This window comes from Micromonospora vinacea (assembly GCF_015751785.1).
Lineage (GTDB): Bacteria > Actinomycetota > Actinomycetes > Mycobacteriales > Micromonosporaceae > Micromonospora > Micromonospora vinacea.
The window spans coordinates 3,082,678-3,103,153 of record NZ_JADOTY010000001.1; the positions used below are offsets into that span (position 1 = coordinate 3,082,678).

At 72.4% G+C, this 20,476-nt stretch carries 21 protein-coding genes; 12 read left to right on the forward strand and 9 right to left on the reverse strand.

Annotated elements, in window-relative coordinates:
* Nucleotides 1–22: 22 nt before the first annotated feature.
* Genes IW249_RS14805 through IW249_RS14815 form a run of 3 tightly spaced genes read left to right on the forward strand, consistent with a single transcriptional unit; the run spans nt 23 to nt 4,241 of the window.
* A complete protein-coding gene (locus IW249_RS14805) occupies nt 23–772 on the forward strand; it encodes an ABC transporter ATP-binding protein (RefSeq protein WP_196921296.1) in 750 nt (249 codons plus the stop codon).
* Nucleotides 766–3,189: an FtsX-like permease family protein gene (locus IW249_RS14810; RefSeq protein ID WP_307788594.1), complete on the forward strand. Its 2,424-nt coding sequence runs from the start codon at nt 766–768 to the stop codon at nt 3,187–3,189. Before IW249_RS14805 ends, IW249_RS14810 begins: the two co-directional genes overlap by 7 nt.
* Before the next feature lie 41 nt (nt 3,190–3,230).
* Complete coding sequence (locus IW249_RS14815; RefSeq protein ID WP_196921297.1) at nt 3,231–4,241, forward strand: hypothetical protein; 1,011 nt, start codon at nt 3,231–3,233, stop codon at nt 4,239–4,241.
* Nucleotide 4,242: 1 nt separating this feature from the next.
* Here IW249_RS14815 and IW249_RS14820 read toward each other — a convergent pair whose 3' ends face one another.
* The 4 genes from IW249_RS14820 to IW249_RS14835 are packed head-to-tail and all read right to left on the reverse strand — an operon-like array spanning nt 4,243 to nt 7,281.
* Nucleotides 4,243–4,806, reverse strand: a complete 564-nt coding sequence (locus tag IW249_RS14820) for an SOUL family heme-binding protein (RefSeq protein ID WP_196921298.1) — start codon at nt 4,804–4,806, stop codon at nt 4,243–4,245.
* A 32-nt stretch (nt 4,807–4,838) separates the two neighbouring features.
* Nucleotides 4,839–5,588 carry a YqeB family protein gene (locus IW249_RS14825; RefSeq protein WP_196921299.1) on the reverse strand — a complete coding sequence of 250 codons (750 nt, stop codon included), beginning with the start codon at nt 5,586–5,588 and terminating at the stop codon, nt 4,839–4,841.
* A 2-nt stretch (nt 5,589–5,590) separates the two neighbouring features.
* A complete protein-coding gene (locus IW249_RS14830) occupies nt 5,591–6,388 on the reverse strand; it encodes an ABC-2 transporter permease (RefSeq protein ID WP_196921300.1) in 798 nt (265 codons plus the stop codon).
* On the reverse strand, nt 6,385–7,281 hold the full coding sequence (locus tag IW249_RS14835) for an ABC transporter ATP-binding protein (protein ID WP_196921301.1): 897 nt from the start codon (nt 7,279–7,281) through the stop codon (nt 6,385–6,387). The genes IW249_RS14830 and IW249_RS14835 overlap by 4 nt, the downstream gene beginning before the upstream one ends.
* 132 nt (nt 7,282–7,413) lie before the next feature.
* Here IW249_RS14835 and IW249_RS14840 point away from each other — a divergent pair, with 132 nt between their 5' ends.
* The 4 genes from IW249_RS14840 to IW249_RS14855 all read left to right on the forward strand — a co-directional run bounded on the left by IW249_RS14840 (nt 7,414) and on the right by IW249_RS14855 (nt 11,406).
* Nucleotides 7,414–8,667 (forward strand): sensor histidine kinase, encoded by a 1,254-nt coding sequence (locus IW249_RS14840; protein ID WP_196921302.1) that lies wholly within the window; start codon nt 7,414–7,416, stop codon nt 8,665–8,667.
* A complete protein-coding gene (locus IW249_RS14845; RefSeq protein ID WP_196924796.1) occupies nt 8,646–9,386 on the forward strand; it encodes a response regulator transcription factor in 741 nt (246 codons plus the stop codon). The genes IW249_RS14840 and IW249_RS14845 overlap by 22 nt, the downstream gene beginning before the upstream one ends.
* A gap of 96 nt (nt 9,387–9,482) precedes the next feature.
* A complete protein-coding gene (locus IW249_RS14850) occupies nt 9,483–10,907 on the forward strand; it encodes a DUF234 domain-containing protein (RefSeq protein ID WP_307788595.1) in 1,425 nt (474 codons plus the stop codon).
* Nucleotides 10,908–11,052: 145 nt separating this feature from the next.
* Nucleotides 11,053–11,406, forward strand: coding sequence for a hypothetical protein (locus tag IW249_RS14855; RefSeq protein ID WP_225855057.1), 354 nt, complete (start codon nt 11,053–11,055; stop codon nt 11,404–11,406).
* 102 nt (nt 11,407–11,508) lie between these two features.
* On the opposite strand, the gene IW249_RS14860 is transcribed toward IW249_RS14855, so the two are convergent.
* Entirely contained in the window at nt 11,509–12,288 is a 780-nt protein-coding gene (locus IW249_RS14860; RefSeq protein WP_196921304.1) for a D-Ala-D-Ala carboxypeptidase family metallohydrolase, read from the reverse strand.
* Between the two features lie 302 nt (nt 12,289–12,590).
* On the opposite strand from IW249_RS14860, the gene IW249_RS14865 reads away from it, so the two are divergent.
* The gene (locus tag IW249_RS14865; protein WP_196921305.1) at nt 12,591–13,229 is read left to right on the forward strand and encodes a DUF6642 family protein; all 639 of its coding nucleotides are present in this window, start codon (nt 12,591–12,593) and stop codon (nt 13,227–13,229) included.
* Between the two features lie 42 nt (nt 13,230–13,271).
* The gene (locus IW249_RS14870; protein WP_196921306.1) at nt 13,272–13,736 is read left to right on the forward strand and encodes a PPOX class F420-dependent oxidoreductase; all 465 of its coding nucleotides are present in this window, start codon (nt 13,272–13,274) and stop codon (nt 13,734–13,736) included.
* A gap of 22 nt (nt 13,737–13,758) precedes the next feature.
* Here IW249_RS14870 and IW249_RS14875 read toward each other — a convergent pair whose 3' ends face one another.
* Nucleotides 13,759–14,400: an NAD(P)-dependent oxidoreductase gene (locus IW249_RS14875; RefSeq protein WP_196921307.1), complete on the reverse strand. Its 642-nt coding sequence runs from the start codon at nt 14,398–14,400 to the stop codon at nt 13,759–13,761.
* Nucleotides 14,401–14,452: 52 nt separating this feature from the next.
* Nucleotides 14,453–15,685 (reverse strand): serine hydrolase domain-containing protein, encoded by a 1,233-nt coding sequence (locus IW249_RS14880; protein WP_196921308.1) that lies wholly within the window; start codon nt 15,683–15,685, stop codon nt 14,453–14,455.
* A 97-nt stretch (nt 15,686–15,782) separates the two neighbouring features.
* On the opposite strand from IW249_RS14880, the gene IW249_RS14885 reads away from it, so the two are divergent.
* The 3 genes from IW249_RS14885 (at nt 15,783) to IW249_RS14895 (ending at nt 17,965) form a co-directional block, all read left to right on the forward strand.
* Nucleotides 15,783–16,376 (forward strand): pentapeptide repeat-containing protein, encoded by a 594-nt coding sequence (locus tag IW249_RS14885; RefSeq protein ID WP_196921309.1) that lies wholly within the window; start codon nt 15,783–15,785, stop codon nt 16,374–16,376.
* A 284-nt stretch (nt 16,377–16,660) separates the two neighbouring features.
* On the forward strand, nt 16,661–17,518 hold the full coding sequence (locus IW249_RS14890) for a hypothetical protein (RefSeq protein WP_307788596.1): 858 nt from the start codon (nt 16,661–16,663) through the stop codon (nt 17,516–17,518).
* Nucleotides 17,519–17,635: 117 nt separating this feature from the next.
* Nucleotides 17,636–17,965 (forward strand): hypothetical protein, encoded by a 330-nt coding sequence (locus tag IW249_RS14895; RefSeq protein WP_030331319.1) that lies wholly within the window; start codon nt 17,636–17,638, stop codon nt 17,963–17,965.
* A 45-nt stretch (nt 17,966–18,010) separates the two neighbouring features.
* On the opposite strand, the gene dacB is transcribed toward IW249_RS14895, so the two are convergent.
* Both dacB and IW249_RS14905 read right to left on the reverse strand, forming a co-directional pair.
* Complete coding sequence (dacB, locus tag IW249_RS14900) at nt 18,011–19,594, reverse strand: D-alanyl-D-alanine carboxypeptidase/D-alanyl-D-alanine endopeptidase (protein ID WP_196921311.1); 1,584 nt, start codon at nt 19,592–19,594, stop codon at nt 18,011–18,013.
* A gap of 66 nt (nt 19,595–19,660) precedes the next feature.
* Nucleotides 19,661–20,377, reverse strand: a complete 717-nt coding sequence (locus IW249_RS14905; protein ID WP_196921312.1) for an MIP/aquaporin family protein — start codon at nt 20,375–20,377, stop codon at nt 19,661–19,663.
* Between the last annotated feature and the right edge of the window lie 99 nt (nt 20,378–20,476).

Here is a 20,476-nt window from a genome sequence, read left to right on the forward strand (position 1 = left end):
GGCGTTCGGCACCGTAACGGTCATGACCACAGACACGGTGACCCTGACGGGGCTGCGCGCGGTGTACGGCACCGGAACCCGGCGGGTGACGGCGCTCGACGGCGTGACCACCGGCTTCGCCGGCGGCACGTTCACGGCGGTGATGGGCCCCTCGGGTTCGGGGAAGTCCACACTGCTGCACTGCGCGGCGGGGCTGGACCGCCCGACCGAGGGGATCGTCACGATCGACGGCACCAGCCTCAACGACCTGGGCGAGGACGAGCTGACCCGGCTGCGGCGGGACCGGATCGGCTTCGTGTTTCAGGCGTTCAACCTCGTGTCCACGCTGACCGCCGCGCAGAACGTCGAGTTGCCGTCGCGCCTGGCCCGCCGCCGCGCGCCGGCCCGGGACGTGGCTGCCGCCCTCGACGCCGTCGGACTCGCCGACCGGGCCGGACACCGGCCAAGTGAGCTGTCCGGTGGCGAGCAGCAGCGCGTCGCAGTGGCCCGAGCGTTGATCACCCGTCCGGCGGTGGTCTTCGCCGACGAGCCGACCGGGGCGTTGGACAGCGCCGCCTCCCGGCAGGTGCTTCGACTGCTGCGGGCGCTCGTCGACGACCACGGGCAGACAGTGGTGATGGTGACCCACGATCCCGCCGCCGCCGCGTACGCCGATCGGGTCGTCCTGCTGGCCGACGGTCGCGTCGTCGACGAGTTGACCGGCCCGATCACCGCCGCCGTCGTCGCCGCGCGGATCGCCGAGCGGGAAACCGTCGCGGAGTCGTCGTGCTGAGCGTCCGGCGGTCGGCCAGCGCGTTCGTGGCCGTCGCCATCGGGGTCATGCTGGTCGCGGCGGCCACTCTGCTGCTCGCCTCCGGGCGTCCGCAGGTGCCGGACCGGTTGGCGCGGGCGGCGGTAGTGGTGCAGAGCCCCGAGGCGGGCGCGTCCCCGGACGAGTTCGTGCCGACCCGGCCGTGGTCCGCCAGCGTTGCGGCGGAGTTGGTCGGCAGGCTGGCCGGTCTGCCGGACGTGGTGGCGGCGGTGCCGGACCGCACCTTCTACGCGCAGCCGCTCGTGGACGGCCGGCCCTCGGCCTCCGACACCGGGCGGGAGGACGCCTACCAGGGGCACGGCTGGTCCAGCGCCCAGTTGGGTGGGCTGCGCCTCACGGCCGGCGAACCACCCCGCCGGCTCGGCGAGGTGGTCGTCGACAGCGCGCTCGGGCTGCGCGCCGGCGCGCCGGTCACAGTGCTGACCGCCGGGGGCCCGGAGTCGTACACCGTCACCGGTCTGGTCGACGGGCCCGGCGTCCATGTCGCGGACGCTGTCGCCGCCGCGCTCGCGCCCGGCGTGCGGGCCATCGGGCTGGTGCTCGCCCCGGGCGCCGATCCCGAGCGGGTCGCCACGGCGGCTCGCGGAGTCGTCGGCGACGACGGTCGGGTGCTCAGCGGTGCCGCCCGGGGTGCTCTGGAGCCGCGCGGCGACGCCCGTACCCGGTGGATCGGCATGCAGGTGCTCACCGCCACGGCGGCCCTCGCCGGTTTCGTCACTGTGTTCGTGGTCGCCTCCACCTTCGCGTTCACCATTGCGCAGCGCCGCCGTGAGCTTGGCCTGCTGCGCGCCGTCGGCGCCACCGGGCGCCAGGTCCGCCGCATGGTGTACGCCGAGGCGCTCACCGTCGGCGTCTCGGCGGGGCTCGTCGGCCTGCTGGTGGGCGCGGCGCTCGCCCCGCTGCTGGGTCGGCTGCTCGTCGACGTCGGCTACGAACCGTCGACCTTCCGGGTCCGCTACGAACTCTGGCCGGTCGCGGTCTCGCTCGCCGCCGGGCCGGTGATCGCGCTGCTGGCCGTCTGGTCGGCGTCCCGCCGGGCGGCGCGGGTCCGCCCGTTGGAGGCGTTACGCGACGCCGCTGTGGAGCAGCGCTCGATCGGGCGGCTGCGCGCCGCCGCCGGGGTGCTGCTCGTCGCGGCGGGCGCCGCGCTCAGCGTGGGCGCGGCGACCGCGGACGAGGCGCGGGTGGGGGCGCAGTACGCGCTCTACGCGGTGATGGCGTTGGTGGCCGGCGCCACAGTGCTCGCCCCGGTGGTGGTCGGGCCGCTGGTGTGGCTGCTGCGTTCCCCGGTGCGTCGGCCCGGTGGCGCGATCGGGATGCTGGTCCGGGGCGGGGCGTTGACAGCGACCCGGCGGACCGCCGCCATCGCCGCGCCGGTGCTGCTCACTGTCGCGTTCGCGGTGCTGGTGTCCGGGATGGTGCGCACCACCACCGCCGCGTACGCGGCAGGTCGGGCGGACAACGTGAACGCCGGCTGGATCGTCGTGCCGGACCGCGCGCCCGGCCTGTCCGACCGGGCCGTCGCCGCGACCGGTGGCACCGCCCTCCTGCCGACCACCGTCTACCGCACCGACCCCGGAATGTCGCCGCCGGACCGGCCGATGACCGCGCTCGGCGTGGACCCGGAGGGCTTCGCCGCCGCGAACCGGGTGCTCACCGTCGTCGCCGGCTCGCTCGACGACCTGAGAGGTGACGACACGGTGGTGGTCACCGCGTCGGCGAACCGGCTGCCGTCCGAGCCGTACCCGGTGGTCTTCGCCGACGGGACGTCGGTGTCGTTGCGCGTCGTCGCCGTGGTCACCGACACGTCGATCCCCGGCGACCTGCTCGTGCCCCGGGCCGTGGTGCGAGCCCACGACCCGTCGGCGCTGACGTCCACCGTGTACGTCCGGGACCGGATCGATCCGCCGGTCGGCGCGCGGATCGTCGACGTCCCGGGCTGGGCGGCCGAGGCGGATGCCGCCGAGGACCGCCTCGTCTGGCTCTTCACAGTGCTGCTGATCGGGGTGTCCGCCGGCTACGGGGCCATCGCGGTGGCCAACACGCTGCTGCTGGCCGCCGCCGGCCGCGCCGCGGACCTGCGGCTGATCCGGATGGCCGGGGCGACCCGACGGCAGGTCATCTGGCTGGTCACTGCGGAGTCCGCACTGGTGGTCCTGATCGGCGCTTTGCTGGGTGGTGCTGTCGCGTTCGTCGGTCTGCTCAGCATCAGGGCCGGCCTCGCCGAGCAGGTCGGCGCCCCCGTCGACCTGGTGGTGCCGTGGCCGGTGGTCGCCGGGGTGGTGGGGCTGTGCCTGCTGCTCGCGGTGCTGTCCAGTGTGCTGCCGACGTGGCGGCTGCTGCGTCACCGTCCCGCCCGGTCACCGGTCGGCGGATGACCGCGCCCCCGCGTGGGCGGTCGGGCCGCTACCGTCCACTGATGCGATCCGCGCGCCCGGTCGGGCTGCTCCTCTCCGCCGCCGCCGTCGTGCTCTGGGCGTACGGCATGACCACGTGGCAACCGCTGACCGAGCCACTCGGCCCGTGGTCGGAGCACCTGCCGGGCAACAACGCCTACTGGGCGCGTGACCTGCGGTTCATGGCGATCATGGCGGTGCCGCTCGGGTTGGTGCTGGCCGGGCGCGGGCAGGTGCGGTGGAGCGGCCCGGCGGTGGTGCTGGGCGGCTGCTGGATCGCCGCCGACGTGGCGATCGACCGGGCCGACCTGATCGGCGTCGACGCGACGGTGCGGCTCGCCGTCGCCGGCTGCGCCGTGCTCGGCGTGGTCGCGGCGATTCTGCTCTGGTGGGAGCGCCGCACGCCGCAGACGCGGGAGCCTGGCACGCCTCCGGCGGCCGACCGGCGGGTGCTGACCGGCGCGGCCTGCGTGGCCGGGGTGCTGACACTGGTGGCGGCCGGGATGGAGTCACCGACCGACCGGGAGCCGGAGCTGAACCAGGGTGCCCTGGCCACCGCGGCGCTGCTGGTGGTCCTGGCCGTCGGCGCCGCGCTGGCGGCGGCTCCGGCGCGGACCCGGGCCCGGGTCGGCCTGGCGGCCGGCCTCACAGTGGCGGGCCTGCTCGGCGTCGGGCTGGTCCGTGCCGCCGCGCCCGGCGAACGACTCCTGCCGGAGGCCGCTCTCGGGGCGGTGCTGCTCACCGGGGTCACACTGCTGGCCTGGGACTGGCCGGGCGGTCGACCGATCTGGTGGCACCACGCCCTGGCCGCGCTCATCGCGTTGGTGGGCCCGGTGGTGTTCCTGGTGGCCACGGCCGTCCCCATGATGATCATGCTGCCGATCGGCTCGACGTTCACCGAGCTGGCCGGCAACAGCCCGATCCACGCCGCCGACTCCGACCTGCTGGTCTCCCTGGTCGGCCTGATCGCCGGGCTGGGAATGGCACTGCTGTTGGCCCGGCCGACCGTCGAGGACCGCCGGAAGCTCCGCTAGCTCACTCGACGACCGGCAGCACCACCTCGTTGCGGCGCAGGAACCACGGCTTCCACGGCGGGTCGAAGCGCGCGTACCGGATGGCGCCGGTCGGTTGCAGGCCGGCCGCGGTCACCGACCGGCCGAGCATGGTGGCCCGCTGGCTGAACGCCTGCTCCGTCCACCGCCCGGAGAACCGCATCGCCGCCGCCAGCCGGGCCGGAACCGCACGGATCCGTACCCGGGCATCCACCGGCTCGGGCAGGGTGGCGGTGGTGAAGGTGGCCGGCATGACGAACTGGATCAGGTACGCGCCCGGCCACTCACCCTCGATCTGCACCACCGGCACGGTCATGGCGATCTTCTCCGAGTCGCTGGCCGCCGCCATCGCCGGCGCGGCGGAGCCGATCGGGTGCCGCGCCCGATTGGCACCACCGATGTACGCGGCCAGCGGCCGGAACGCCTCGATCGGCGCCCGGGTGAACGACGCCTGGATCTGCATCTCGGCCACCAGGTGGGCGGGGTACCGGCGCAGCTCGAAGCCGGGGTGTCGGGACACCACCCGGTACGGCTGCTGTTCGGTCATCGCGCGGCTCCCAGGGTCTACTGGGACAGACGCTACCGCCCGTCCGCCTCCCGCTCTGCCGAAGTCGGCCGCTCCGGCCCGGAGGCGAGGGCCCTGGTGGTCAACCGCCAGTACTGCCGCTTGCCCTCGTCGCGCAGCACCACACCGATCTGGCCCAGCTCGCGGCGCAGCTCCCGGGCGTCGTCGCGGCGGTCCCGCTGGATCGCCCGTTCCCGGGCGCGCAGCAGCGCGTCCGCGCCGGCCGGCAACCCAGGCAGGTCCGGAACCCACAGCCGGTACGCCGACCGGTGCGGGTCGTCGTCCGCCCAACCCCAACCGTGCTCCCGGAACGCCGCCGCCAGTTTCGCGGACGGCAGGTCAGTGGACTCCCGGACCAGTTCCGCGCCGTCGGCGTCGAGCAGCACGAGGTGTTTGTCGGCGAGGAAGACCACCCGGGTGTCGACCCGGGCGATTGTCCGGTTCTCATCGGAGCGGCGCAGCTGGACCTGCGCCCCGTCGACGGTGACGATCAGCCGTTCGGCGGTGCCGATCCCGGCGATGACCAGGCCGGCAAGGACGCCCGCCGCAATGGTGCCGGCGGTGGCCTGCGGCTCGGGCAGCCGGTCCAGCCACTCGATCAGGTCGCCGAACGGCTTCCAGGGCAGCCGGGCGAGCCAGCCCGTCGCCGCCGCGAGGAGCCATCCGGCGCCCGCGCCGAGCAGTGGGAAGCCACCCCAGAGGACCGCCAGCTCCAGCGGGCCGCCGCTGACCACGGTGCGCGGACGGTAGCTGGCCATCTCCATGGTCAGGACACCTCGCGGCGCAGCGTCCGGAACAGCCCGGCGGCCAGCGGGAGGACCATCCAGACCAGTAGGGACACGACGATCCGCCCCCACTGCTCGCCGGTGAGGGCGTCGCTGCTGAACAGCGGTTCCATGGTCTTGCTGGTGTCCAGCCATTCGGACGGACCGCGCAGCGGCTTGACCATCTCGCCGAGCACCCCCCAGAGGGTGGGCAACAGGAAGTAGCCGACGATGGCCAGCGGCGGGTTGAGCAGCAGCAGACCGAAGGCGGCGCCAATCACAACGTTGGTGACCTGGAGGATTACCGCGTTCACGAGCAACGAAGCATCCAGACCCCACGTGCCCGCGCCTCCGGTGGCGGACGCCACAAGCGTCCCGACCGCGGCGAGGGCCAGGCTGGCCAGCACCGAGGCGAGCGCGGCGAGCACGACGGCGAAGAGCTTCGCGGCCACCACCCGCTCGCGGCGGGGCACCAGGGCGTACGTGGTGAGGGCGGTCCGTTGGGACCACTCGCTGGTGATCGACAGGATGCCGAGCACCGGCAGTAGCACCCCGATCGGCAGCAGTGAGGGGACGAAGAAGTTGTTGAACGTCTGGTCGGCGTCCGGCGCGTAGATCAACTGGAGGGTGACGATCGCGGCGGCGACCAGGCCGATGGTGATCAGCAGCCAGCGACCGGCCCGGGTGTCGACGAGCTTGCGCAGCTCCACGCCGGTGAGCCGGAGCAGCGACGGTCGGCGTACCGGAGTGTGGTGCCGGGGCGCGACGGCGCCGGCGGCGGGCGCGGTGGTGGTGGTCATCGGACGGCCTCCTTGGTCGATTCGCCAGCGGTCAGGGTGAGGAAGAGCTGTTCGAGGCCGCCACCGCTGGCGGGGCGCAGCTCGGCCAACGCGACGCCGGCATCGGCGGCGGCCTGGCCGACCGCCTCGGCGTCGGCCTGCACGAGCAGCCCCTCCGAGCTGTCGGCGGCGCTCAGGTTGGCCACCTCCAGCGCCCGACGAAGCGCTGCACCGTCGCGGGCCCGGACCACAGTGCCGCCGCCGGCCAGCAACTCGTTCTTGTCGCCCTGGGCCACGATCCGGCCACCCCCGATCACCACCAGCCGGTCCGCGACCGCCTCCACCTCGCGCAGCAGGTGGGAGGAGAGCAGCACGGTGCCGCCCCGGTCGGCGAAGTCGCGCAGCAGGCCGCGCATCCAGAAGATCCCCTCCGGGTCCAGGCCGTTGGCCGGCTCGTCGAGGATCAGCACCCGGGGGTCGCCGAGCAGCGCGTGCGCCAGCCCGAGCCGCTGACGCATGCCCAACGAGTAGGCCCGTACCCGACGCTTCGCGGCCACCGCGTTCAACCCGACCAGGTCGAGCTTCGCGGCGACCTCGCGCCGGTCCAGACCCATTGTGTACGCGGACAGCGTCAACGCCTCGCGGCCGGTGCGCCCGGCGTGCTGGGCGGAGGCGTCCAGCAGCACCCCGACCTCCCGTCCCGGGTTGGGCAGCTCCCGGTACGGGTGCCCGGAGACGGTGGCGCGGCCGGCGGTCGGCGCGGTCAGCCCGCAGATCATGCGCATGGTCGTCGACTTGCCGGCGCCGTTGGGGCCGAGGAAGCCGGTGACGGTGCCCGGCTCGCACTGGAACGACACGTCGTCCACGGCCGGGTGTGGCCCGTATCGCTTGGTGAGGTTCTCCACGGTGATCATGTCGTCGAGCCTGCCCGTGCCGCCCGGCCATCCGCTGCGGCCACCGGTCGGTGCCGCGTCGACCTTGGTCGACCGCGGGGTCTCGACTTTGGTAGCTGGTCGTGTCGCCCGTCGGCTGCCTAGCATGGCGTCGTGACCAGCGTCGCCGTCCCGGAGCACCCCTGGCTGCTGCCAGGGGAGCTGGTGGTGCCGGCCGACCCTGGGCGTCCGCGTCCGCGTCGCACCACCCGCGACTGGATCGTGGACAGCCTGGCGTTCCTGGTCTCCCTGCTCTGGGTGCTGTTCGCCACCGCCGACGCCCTGTCGCCCGACCCGGCGATGGCCACTCCGCTCCCGCACGACTGGATGACCGGCGCCGACGCCCTGATCGGGCTGGTCTGCTGCGGGCTGCTCTGGTTGCGCCGACGGTGGCCGCTCGGGCTGGTGGTGGCGACGACACCGCTGACCCTGTTCTCGCTGGCCGCCGCCATCCCGCTGTTGATCTTCTACTTCACTGTGGTGGTGCACCGGCGGACCGCCATCGCGATCGCGGTCACCGGTGCGGGTCTGGTCACCAACATGGTCTTCAGTTGGCTGCGCCCGGACCCGAACTGGCCGTACTGGGCCACGATGTCGTGGGGCGTGGTGCTCAGCCTCGCCGTGCTGGCCTGGGGGATGTTCGTCCGGGCCCGCCGGCAGTTGATCGTGTCGTTGCGCGAGCGGGCCGAGCGGGCCGAGGCGGAGCAGCAGCTGCGGGTCACCCAGGCCCGCCACCTCGAACGCACCCGGATCGCCCGGGAGATGCACGACGTGCTGGCCCACCGGATCTCGCTGCTCAGCCTGCACGCGGGTGCGCTGGAGTTCCGCCCGGACGCGCCGGCCGACGAGGTGGCCCGAGCCGCCGGGGTGATCCGGGGCAGCGCGCACGCCGCCCTTCAGGACCTGCGGGAGGTGATCGGGGTGCTCCGAGCCGAGGACGACGGTGCCGGCGACGCCCCCGAGCCGCCGCAGCCCACCCTCGCCGACCTGCCGGCCCTGATCGCCGAGTCGCGGTCGGCCGGGGTGCGGGTGAACGTCAGCGACAGCGTCGCCAGCCCGGGGCAGGTCCCGGCGGCGCTGGGCCGGGCCGCGTACCGGATCGTGCAGGAGGGGCTGACCAACGCCCGTAAGCACGCGGCCGGCGCGGCCGTCACCGTGGACGTGGCCGGCGGGCCGGGCAACGGTCTGACAGTGGCGATCGGCAACCGGTGGCCGGTCGGCGCACCGGCCGGCGGCACGCTGCCGGGTGCTGGCACCGGCCTGGTCGGCATCAGTGAACGGGTGACCCTGGCCGGCGGGCGGCTCGCCTACGGTCGGGACGACAGCGGTGACTTCCGGCTGGCCGCCTGGTTGCCGTGGCCGGCGTGAACAACACTGCCGGGCCGCCGGACCCGACCGGGCCCACCGGCGCAGCCGGGCCGCCGGTGCGCGTGCTGATCGTGGACGACGACGCGTTGGTCCGGGCCGGGCTCTCAATGATCCTCGGCGGACTGCCGGACCTGATCGTGGTCGGCGAGGCGGCCGACGGTGGCGAAGTGCCGGCGGCCGTCACCGCGTACGCCCCGGACGTGGTGCTGATGGACATCCGAATGCCCCGGGTCGACGGGCTGAGCGCCACCGAGGCGCTGCGTGCCCAGCCGCACCCGCCGGAGGTGCTGGTGCTGACCACCTTCGACGCCGACGAGCAGGTGTTGCGGGCGCTCCGTGCCGGGGCGGCCGGGTTCCTGCTCAAGGACACCCCACCGGCGGAGATCGTGCGCGCCGTACGTCGGGTCGCGGCGGGCGAGGCGACGCTCTCCCCGACGGTGACCCGGACGCTGATCGCCCACGTGACAGCGGCCGCCCCCGGCCCGGTCGGCCCGGACCCGCGTCGGGAACGGGCGCTTCGGCTGCTCACCGGGCTCAGTGAGCGGGAGCGGCAGGTGGCGGTCGCGCTGGGGCGCGGCCACACCAACGCGGAGATCGCGGGGGAGTTGTTCATGAGCGTGGCGACGGTGAAGGCGTACGTCTCCCGGCTGCTGACCCGACTGGAACTCAACAACCGGGTCCAGGTGGCGCTGCTCGTGCACGACGCCGGCCTCGTCTGACGAGGCGTTCGCCGGGGTCAATGGCCGGACACACCAACGCGGATGAGGTTACACTCATTTTTGGTTGTTCCATCGTTGGTTGTGTCAGGAGTGATCGTGGACGGCTTTGTCGGACGGGACCGTGAACTCGACCTCCTGGGCGGCATGCTTTCTCGGGTGCGACGGGGTGGCCGTGCTGGTCGGCCTGGGCGGGCCCTTCTCATGCGCGGTCGGCGGCGGGTGGGCAAGTCCCGACTGGTCGAGGAGTTCGTGGAGCGGGCCGAGGTGCCGTACCTCTTCTTCACCGCCTCGGCGCAGCCGACCGTCGCAGCCGAGCTCGCCCTCTTCGTGGAGGAGGCGGCCGCCTCGACACTGTCGGGTGCGCAGATCCTTCGGGAGCAGCAACCACAGACCTGGGACGCCGCGCTGACCCTGCTCGCCGCCGCGCTGCCGTCCGACCGGCCGAGCGTCGTCGTCCTGGACGAGATGCCGTACCTCGTCGCGGGCGACCCGGGTTTCGAGGGAACGTTGCAGAAGGTCTTCGATCGCGAGTTGTCCCGGCGACCGGTCCTCCTGATCTGCGTCGGATCGGACCTGGCCATGATGGAAGCCCTCAACGACTACGGCCGGCCGTTCCACCAGCGAGCCACGGAGATGGTCATTCCGCCGCTGAGCCCGGCCGACGTCAGCGACATGCTCGGCCTGTCCGCCGCCGACGCGTTCGACGCCTACCTGGTGTCCGGCGGTCTGCCGCTGATCCTCGACGAGTGGCCGACCGGTGCATCCGTCCACGAGTATCTGACCGACGCGGTACGGGATCCGACCTCTGCCCTGCTGGTCAGCGGCGAGCGGGCACTGGCGGCGGAGTTCCCGCCCCAGTCCCAGGCGGGTCTGGTGCTGCGGGCCATCGGCTCCGGTGAGCGGACCTTCTCGCTGATCTCCCGCGCGGCAGGGGACCTTCCGCAGGCGTCCCTCAACCGCGCCCTGCGCCTGCTGACCCAGAAACGGGCCGTGGAGGTCACCGTTCCGCTGTCGACCAAGCTGTCGCGGGAGACCCGGTACGCGGTGGCCGATCCGTACCTGCGTTTCTGGTTGTCGTTCCTGGGGCCACACCTCTCCGAGATCGAGCGGGGACGGGGTGACCTGACCCTGGACCGGATCGACCGGTCGTGGACGTCCTGGCGAGGGCGAGCCATCGAACCTGTCGTCCGGGAGGCGCTGCGCCGGCTGCCCAGTGACCATCTACCGGCGGAGGCGGCGACGATCGGCGGCTACTGGACCCGGACCAACGACCCGGAGATCGACATAGTCGGCGCCGACCGTGCACCCGTCGCTCGGAGCATCAGCTTCGTCGGATCAGTCAAGTGGCAGGAGAACCGACCCTTTGACGCGCATGACCTGGGCCGACTGCTCCTGCACCGGTCCCAGCTTCCCGGCGCCGACGAATCGGTGCCGGTCGTCGCGGTGTCGCGCAGCGGCACTGCCGTCGACGGCATCCGGGTGCTGTCGGCGGAGGATCTGCTTACCGCGTACCGGAATTGAACTTTCGTCCGGTGTCCGCCGTACCCATGGCCGAGGATGTCGGTGCGGTGGGTCCGCCGTACCGCTGCCGAACTGCGGGAGGCCTGCCGTGCGCGTTGGTGAGCAGTCGACGGATCCCATCGATCAGGTACTGGGTGAGGTGCCAATGCCGGCACCGTTGACCCCGGAGGATGTCCGGCTCGCGGTCCGGGCGGTGGTGGTGCACACCGCCGAGGAGTGGCCCACCGGGCCGCTGTGCCGTAACGACGGGGCCTCCTACCCGTGCCGGCTGCACCGCTGGGGGCGACGGGTGTTGGAGACACACGGGCTCAACGAGCGGCAGATCGAGGCGTTGATCCGGCACGGTAATCCGTTCGTGCACGTGCCCTTCCCGTTCACGGCCACCGGGCCGTCGCGGCAACAGGCCGCGCGGGTCGTCCCCCAGGGGGTACGGCCCACCGCTGCTGGCCGGCCGGTGACTCCCCCCGTCACCGCGCCGCGCTGGCCCCGGGCGAGCTGAGCGCGCTATCCCCTCCGCCCGCCAGACCCGGGGCGACACGACGTCGGCCCGGCGCGGAGATTCCCCCTCCGCGTCGGACCGACGTCGCTTTGAACGTGCGGCTCAGTTGCCGACGCCGCAGTCCGGGGCGGACCAACTCGTCGTGTTCGAGCTGCGGTCGCTGTTGTTCTCCCGACGCGAGTCGACGTGCACGTGGTCGTCGTGGTCGGGGTAGCCCGGCCCGTAGATACCGCTGAAGCCGTTGTTGCGGGCGTTGCGGGCGACCTGGCACAGCGAGGACGTCCGTGAGGTCACGTCGGCCGCGTTGCCGTACAGGTGTTGGCTGTCGGACGCACCGCCGACCTGGTTGTTGCAGGCGCGACTGCGGAATCCGCTGGACACGTTGAGCGGCTTGTCGCCGAGGCTCTTGCGCAGCGCCTCGAGCTTCCACATGGTGCGCAGCGCGTTCTGCTTGGTCTGGTTCGCCGACAGCGGGCCGCCGCTCCACCCGCTCCCGCCGCACCCGTTGTCCAGCTCGCCGTAGCTGAAGTGCGCGGGTGTGCAGTCGTTGTCCTGGAGTTGGTACAGCTTGGCGAAGGTCTGTGGGCCGGCGATGCCGTCGGCGCGCAGCCCGTACGCCTGCTGGAACCGCTTGACCGCGGCCGCGGTCTTCGGCCCATAGCGCCCGTCGTTCTCCACGATGTCCCGGTTGCCGGCCCACCCGGCGACCCGGATCTGCAACTGGCGGACGTCGTCGCCGGAGCGCCCCTGGGTGAGGGTGCGGTTCCAGGTGTAACAGCCGTCCGCGTGCGCCGCCGGTGCGGCGATCACCGTGGCGATTGCGGCCCCGGGCAGTGCCAGGGCGAATGCGACGGCGACCCGCTTCAAGGTGTTTACGCGCACAGAAGTCCTCCCGATAGGAGAGCGAATGGGGTGGCTTCGGGACATCGACCGAGAAGTCCCGTGATTTCCACCCTCGCACTGATCCGTGCCGTTGGAGGTGGTTAACGAGAATTGTGCTCACAATCCGTCGTCCCTGGGTATTGGCTGGGAATTCAGCTGATTTGCGAAACAGTCATTCCCGCCGTTCACCCCTCCTGCGGCCAAGCGCACCGAACGTCGCAATCTGCCACACCGAGGGTGATGTTCCCGGGGGGATGACGGCCGGTAACGTCAGCCGCGGTGGTGAACTGGCGGAGGTGCGCGTGGCACGCGGTGGCGTCTTCTGTGTCGAGGGTCAGTGGCACCGTGACCTCAACGAGCGGGGTTCGGTGCTGCCCACCCTGGAGCTGCTGGAGCGGCTGGGCAAGATCCGCTTCATCCACAAGGACGCGGCCACCCGCGACGAGCTGTTCTACTTCCTGGACCGTTGGCTGCTCAAGCAGTACGCCGACCACCGGGTCGGCTTCTTCGCCATGCACGGCGAGCCGAGCCGGCTCTGCCTCACCGACTGGCAGTCGGTGGAGTTGAACGAGGTGGCTGAGCTGATGGCCGGCCGCGCCGAGGGGCGTCGACTCTATTTCGGTAGCTGCTCGGTGCTGCGCGCCTCGGATGCGGTGCTGCGCGAGTTCCTGGAGGTCACCGGGGCCGCTCTGATCTGCGGTTTCACCCGGGAAGTCGACTGGGTCGAATCGGCTGCCTTCGAAACCGTCCTTCTCGACGTGCTCGCCAACGGCCAGCGACACAACGCCGCCGAGCTGCGGATGGGCTCCGCCCACTGGGCGCCGCTCGCGTCGTACCTCGGTTTTCGGGTCATCTACGCCAACGGTCGGGCCTGGCGTCCGTCCGGTCGCCCACGGGTGCCGACCCAGGCGGTGCGCCGCGCCGCGGTCCGACCCCGCTGACCCGCCGCCACCGCCGCGCCCGCGCCCTGGTAGGAACGGGGAATGGCACGCAGCATCGCAAGGAACACCCGGGTCGACCGGGATGGCCTGCTCGACTTCGTCCGGCCGCGACACCGCGTCCTGCTGATGACCACCCGGGCCGACGGGCGCCCGCAGTCCTCCCCGGTCTCCGCCGGGGTCGACAGCCAGGGGCGGCTGGTCGTCTCCACCTACCCCGAGCGGGCAAAGGTGAGCAACATCCGCCGCGACCCCCGGGTCTCGGCCTGCGTGCTCAGCGACGACTGGAACGGCCCCTGGGTGCAGCTCGACGGCACCGCCGAGGTGCTGGACCTGCCCGAGGCGTTGGAGCCGCTGGTCGAGTACTTCCGCAGCATCTCCGGCGAGCACCCGGACTGGGACGACTACCGGGCGGCGATGGTGCGCCAGGGCAAGTCGTTGATCCGGGTCACCATCGACGCCTGGGGTCCGATCGCCACCGGCGGCTTCCCGGCCCGCCTCGCCGACTGACCACGGCTGGCCCGCACCCCGGTCAGTACGCGGCGGTAAAGCGGGCGTTCTGGTGCTGCGGCTGCTCGATCTCGTCGATGATCGCCACCGCCAGGTCCTCGTAGGTGAGCACCGAGCGGCCCTGAGCATCGGTGACCGGCTGGTCGGTGCCGGTGCGGTAGTGCCCGGTACGCGCGCCGGGGTGGAACTCCAGCGGGGGTGGCGAGACGTACGTCCAGCTCACCCCGTCGGCGGCGGTGCGGTAATAGTCCAGCGCGTCCGCCTGACCGAGCGCCGAATCCCGGTACTCCGCTGGGAAGTCCGGCTCGTCGAGGATGCGGGTGCCACCGGGGGTGAGCAGGGTGGACCCGCCGCCCAAGTGGATGATCCGCGGTGCGGCCGGCATCCCGCGCAGCGTGGTCACCAGGTTCTCCGCCGCGTTCCGCCACAGCTCGCGCTCGCCGCCGCCGATCGCCACGACCAGCGCGTCGGCGTCCGGCGCCAGCTCCCGGACACTCCGCTCGCTGGTCGCGTCGCCGGTGACCGTCCGCACCCCGGCCGGCAGGTACGAGGTGGCCTCCGGGCGGCGGACGGCGGCGATCACCCGGTGCCCCCGGTCGACCGCTTCGGCAACGACCCGCGAACCGGCGGTGCCGCCCGCGCCAAACACGACGATGGTGCTCACCAGCTCAGGCTAGGGACTGGGCCGGCTGCCCGTCGGTGGAACGACGATCCCGTCAGTCGACCAGGGCGGCGTAGACGAGCTGGCGCAGCTGGGAGCGGAGCGGATAGGTGCTCGACGGCATCAGCTGCGTGAACAGCAGCGCGGTGATCTCCTCGGCCGGGTCGACCCAGAACGCGGTGCTGGCCACCCCGCCCCAGTAGAACTCGCCGACGCTGCTCGGCACCCGGCTGGGGATCGGGTCGTCGACCACCGCGAAGCCGAGGCCGAAGCCGATCCCGTCCAGGGTGGTCTCGGCGAAGCCGCCGGTGGAGAGGGTGCCCAGGTCCTGACCGCCGGGCAGGTGGTTGCGGGTCATGAACCGCACGGTGCGCGGCCCGAGTAGGCGGACGCCGTCCAGTTCGCCGCCACGCAACAGCATCGACGTGAAGCGGTGGTAGTCGGCGGCACTGGAGATCAACCCGCCGCCGCCGGAGAGCAGCGCCGGCTTGCTGAACGCGAGCGACCCGAGGCTGTCGTAGCGGACGGCCCGGCCACTGCGCGGTTCCGGGACGTAGAGCGCGGCCAGCCGGTCGGCCTCGTCGCCCTCCACCCACCAGCGGGTGTCGGTCATGCCCAGCGGGCCGAAGATCCGGTCGGCGAAGAACGCGTCGAGGCTCTGCCCGGAGATCACCTCGACGAGTCGGCCGAGCACGTCGGTGGCGACGGAGTAGCCCCACGCCGAGCCGGGCTGGAACAACAGCGGCAACTCGCCGAATGCCGCGCAGGCGCTGGCCAGGTCGACGTCCGCCGGCGGGTACAGGTCGTAGCCGGCGGCCCGGTAGAGCCCGTCGACCACCGAGGTCTGCATGAAGCCGTACGTCAGGCCGGCGGTGTGGGTGAGCAGGTGCCAGACCCGGATCGGCTCGACCGCCGGAACCGTGTACGGCTTGAGCGCCGACCCCTTGGAGTAGACCCGCACGTCGGCGAACTCGGGGAGCCAGCGGCTGATCTCGTCGGTCAGCTCGAACCGGCCCTCCTCCCACAGCATCATCGCCGCGACCGAGGTGACCGGCTTGGTCATCGAGTAGATCCGCCAGAGGGTGTCGGCCTCGACCGGTGCGCCCGACTCCCTGTCGCGCAGCCCGTACGTCGAGGAGTGCGCCACCTCGCCGCCACGGGTGACCACCACCTGCCAACCGGCCAGCCGGCCGTCGTCGACGTACCGACCGAAGTGCTCGTCGATCCGCGCCAGCCGCGCCGCGTCGAAACCGATCTGATCCGGGTCCTTGCTCCGAGCCACACTCACGTCGCCGAACCTACTCGCCGGTACGCCGCCACTGGAAGGGGGCCGGTACCGGCCACGCCGGCAGTCGGCTGTCGGCGGCGCCCACTAGCCTGGCCGGATGCCGGAGTTGACCGAGGACGTGACCTTCCGCGACGAGGACTGGTACGGCGAGGAGTTGACCGACCGGCACTTCGTGGGCTGCGAGTTCTTCAGGGTGGACCTGACCGAGGCGCTGAGCAGAGGCGCGGTCTTCACCGGGTGCACGTTCGGCAACGTGGCGTTCAACGCCTCCCGGCACGTCGACTCCGCCTTCACCCGTTGCGTCTTTCGGCGGTGCAACTTCTTCGAGGCCGAGTTCACCGGCTGCAAGATGGTCGGCAGCACCTTCACCGAGTGCGATCTGCGTCCGTTGACGGTGGACGGCGGTGACTGGTCCTTCGCCGCGCTGCCCGGTGCCGACCTGCGTGGCGTTCGGCTGACCGGGGTGCGCATGCGCGAGGTGGACCTCACCCGGGCCAACCTCACCGGTGCTACCGTCACCAGTGTCGATCTTTCCGGCGCGCAGCTGACCAACGTCCGGCTCGGCGGCGCCGACCTGCGGGGCAGTGATCTCACCGCGCTCGACCCGACGGTCGTCGAACGGGCCGGCGCCATCATCGACGTCGAGCAGGCAGTGGTCGTCGCGCAGTTGCTGGGCTTCCGGATCGGCTGACGCGCACAGCGCTCGTGGTCTGCCGAAGTGTCCGTCCGAGCGGACCAGGTTGTCCGACAGCGTCCCATTGTGGGCTGGACACGTCCGGCAGTCCGGATCTAGCGTGTCGTCCACGCCCGTTGCAAACGTGAAACGGCCCACAGTGGACGGTGTGGTCCGCGGCGGTCCAGAACGGCCGGGCGGTGGAGTTGGAGGGGTCGGTGGCGGACGAAGACCGCACGCGGGCTGGTTCGAGGGCTGGCGACGCGCCGCCGAGGCACCGTCCGCGTGCCATTACCGCCGGGGTGACCCGCGGCGTGTTGCGCCGGGCCCGGCAGCGGCGGCGCTGGGCGGTGGAGGGAGCCGCCGTACTCGCCTGCCTGGTGGTGTTGATCTCGTACCTCGGCACCCGGTCCGGTCCGGAGCCGGATGACGGCCAGGCGGGCCCGGGTGGCCTGCCCGCCGGGTCCGCCCGTTCCCCCGGTCTACCGGCCGCCGACGGGCGCACCGGCGAGGCCGGACCGGCGACGCCCGGTCTGCGTCCGCGCCAGCGCCCACCCTCGCCGGACCCGACGCCGTCGGCCAGCGCGCCTGCCCCGCCGCCGGCCAAGCCCGGTTCGCCGGCGCTGTCGGTGAGCCGGGGGGAGATGCCCGCCGCCGTCGACCTCACCGCCGTGGGCACCCGGGACTGGGTGCACTGGGGGGAGCATGGGGGTAGGTCGACGAACCGCAAGCGCTCCGGCTCCGGCGAGATCATCGACGGGGGCGGCGCCGGCAGCCGGGTCGGCTGGGACGGCAACCAGGAGTACGTGCGCTGGTCCGACGGCGCGCCGGAGCGGTCGACGAACGGCAGCTCCAACGGCGTCTACACCTGCGGTGCGGGGAACGGGTTCAGGATCGCCATCGCCGGCAGCGGCGAGCCGCGCACCGTCCAGCTGTACGGCGGCATCTGGATGGCTCGGGGGCGACTGGAAGCGCGGTTGTCGACCGGCGGACCGGCCAGCACCGCTCGACTGGAAGACCCCTACAACAGTCAGAGTGCCCAGTTCACCATCCGCTTCACAGTGCCGAAGGGCGCCCGACTGCTGCTGAACTGGACCGTCGAGAAGGTCTTCACGCCGCACTGCGGCAACGTCGGTCTGCAGGCAGTGACGGTGCGCTGACTGACTGACCGGTCGCTGCGCCCGCGGGTGGCGGGACAGTTTGTCCGTCGCGGACCGTCGAACACGTCGTAACTTTCTGCTGTCCCCATCCGACCATCCAGTGTGGAGGCAGCGGAGATGAGTAGCAGCACCGCCCACCGCGTCCGTCGTGCCGCTTCGTCCGGCACCGGTGAGGCGTCCGGGGAGGTTCTTCGCGACATTCCCCTGCCGCCGTACGTGACGGGCGAGGACACCCAGTTCGCCGTACGGGCGGTGGTGGTGCACGCCCCCCGGCGGTGGTCCGGGGGTGTGGTCTGCCGCAACGATGCCAGCCCGCACCCGTGCCGCCTGCACCGCTGGGGCACCCGGGTGCTGGCGCTGCGCGGGCTGCGGGCCGCTGAGATCGCCGCGCTCATCGAGCGTGGTGACCCGACGGCGGTGGTCCCCCCACCGGACCGTCCGGCCTGAGCGCTCGCCGGGCCGGGAGGCGCGCACGCGCCTCCCGGCCGCCGCTCAGCAGGTGATCGGTTTGACCCAGGAACACTCGACGCCCTCCGGGGTGCGCGGCGTCGCGGGCACCGTCGGCGCGGCCACCCGTGCCGTCGACGCCGCACCCTCGCGGAAACCGGCCAGCGCCACGGCGATCTGGTCCTCCAGCGGCTTCACCGACGCCGTCAGGTAGTTGTTCAGCAGGATGGAGAACGCCAGCAGGCGACCATCGGCGCTGGTGACGTAGCCGGAGAGCCCGGAGACACCCGTCAGGCTGCCGGTCTTGGCGTGCACGTTGCCCGCGGCGGGGGTGCCGGCCATCCGGCTGCGCAGGGTGCCGCCGACGAACCGCTCAGGCTGGCCGGCGATCGGCAGTGCCGCGTACCAGGTCGCGAACCACGGTTCGGCGCGGACGGCGCTCAGCAGGTCGACGAACTCCGCCGCCGGGACCAGGTTGCGTCGGGACAACCCTGAGCCGTCACGCTGCCGCAGTCTTCCGGTGTCCATTCCCGTGTCGGCGACGTACTCGCTGATCGCGGTGAGTCCGGCCGTCCAGGTGCCCGAGCCGGAGAGCACCCGACCGATCTCCTTGGTCAACACCTCGGCGTGCCCGTTGTTGGACAGCTTGAGGAACGGCGTCATCAGCTCACCCAGGCTCATCGAGTCGTGGCGCGCCACCGGGTGGGCCGTCTCCGGGGTGGGCTGGCCGAGCACGGTCCGGCCGAGCACCCGCACGCCGTGTCGGTGCAGCGCCGCCCGGAACACGTCGGCCGCGTAGCCGGTGGGTTCCCAGACGGTGACCCAGTCGCTGGCCGGCTCGTCGCCGACGGCGATCTGACCGGTCACCACGACGGTGTTGCCGCCGTGCTCGCGCTCGATGGAGATCGAGGTCTCGCCGTCGCTGACCGTCTGGGCGCGGTTGTCGACGCGGACGTACCCGGTGGCGGGGGTGGTGGTGACCACCGGCGGGGCGCCGGCGCGGTCGGCCGGTGCGGCGTGCACGATCAGCGTGCCCGCGTCGTAGTCGGTGTCCGGGGCGACGGTCAGGGCGGAGACCTGGGCGGCGTAGTAGTAGGGCTCGTCGTCCCAGGTCCAGTCGGGCCCGAGTCGGGCGCGGTCGTAGCGGGTGTCGTCGGCGACCAGGTTTCCGGTGACCACCCGGACGCCGTCGGCGGCGACCTTCGCGGCGAGCGCGTCGTAGTCGGCGGCGAGCATGGTCGGGTCGCCCCCACCGCGCAGGTAGAGGTTGCCGGAGAGCAGGCCCGCGCGGCGTTTGCCGCTGGTGCGTACGTCGGTGCTGAAGCGGTGGCCGGGGCCGAGCAGCTCAAGGGCCGCGGTCGAGGTCAGCAGCTTGGTGTTGGACGCCGGCACCAGCCGGCGGTCGCCGTTGCGGTCGTAGAGCGTCTGTCCCGTGCTGGTGTCGACCACGACCACCGACGCCTGCGCACCGGTCAGCCGGGTGTCGGCGAGGATCGTGTCGATGGTGGCGCGCAGGTGGGTCGTCGCGGGGGTGGGCGACTCGGCCGTGGCACCGGGCGCTCCGGCGGTGGCCGCGGTGGCGACCAGTGCGAGCAGCGCGAGGGCCCGGGGAAAGTGACGGCGATGCATTCGCTGATGCTGCCACGGAGATATTCGCCGGAGAAGGGCCTCTGGCGAAAGATATTGCCGTCTGGGTTATTTCGGCCCGCCGACCGATTTCTCGTGACCACCCCAGTAGTGCCGCTGCGCCCCCATGACCATCGGCGCGACCAACGCGGCGAGCGCCCCGCCGAGCAGCGGGAAGACGATGAACACCCAGAGCTGCCGCAGGGCCACGCCGCCCTCGAAGACCGCCGGGCCGAACGCGCGGGCCGGATTGACCGCCGCGCCGGTCAGCGTCACACCCACCAGTTGGGTCACGGCGAGGGCCAGGCCGATGGCCAGCCCGGCGGTGCCCGGATTTTCACTCCGACTGGTCACCACCAGCACGACCAGCACGAAGAGGAAGGTCAGGACGACTTCCAGCACTGCCGCGCCGCCCCGGTTGATGTGCGCGCCGTAACCGTTGGTGCCCAAGGCCCCGGTCTGGTCCGCGACGTCACCCCAACGGGTGAGCGCCCAGAGTACGAAGCCCGCCACTGTCGCTCCGACGAACTGCGCGATCCAGTAGGCCACCGCCCCGACCAGTGAGATCTTTCCGGAGAGCAGCACACCGAGCGTCACCGCTGGGTTGACGTGGCTGCCGGAGAGTGGGCCGATCGTGTAGACGAGGGCCACCATCACGAACCCGAAGGCCAGCGCCACCACCACCACGCCGCCCTGAACCCGTGCGGCGACGGCGCTGCCCACACCGAAGAACACCAACAACAGGGTGCCGAGGAACTCGGCCGCATACCGACGGAAGTCGCTCATTCACTCACCGTAAGCGCAGGTCAGGTGGTCGAAGCCGAAACGGCCGTCTGTGATCGGCGCGACGGTCCAGGGCGGGCACAGCGGTGACGTCCGGCGCGT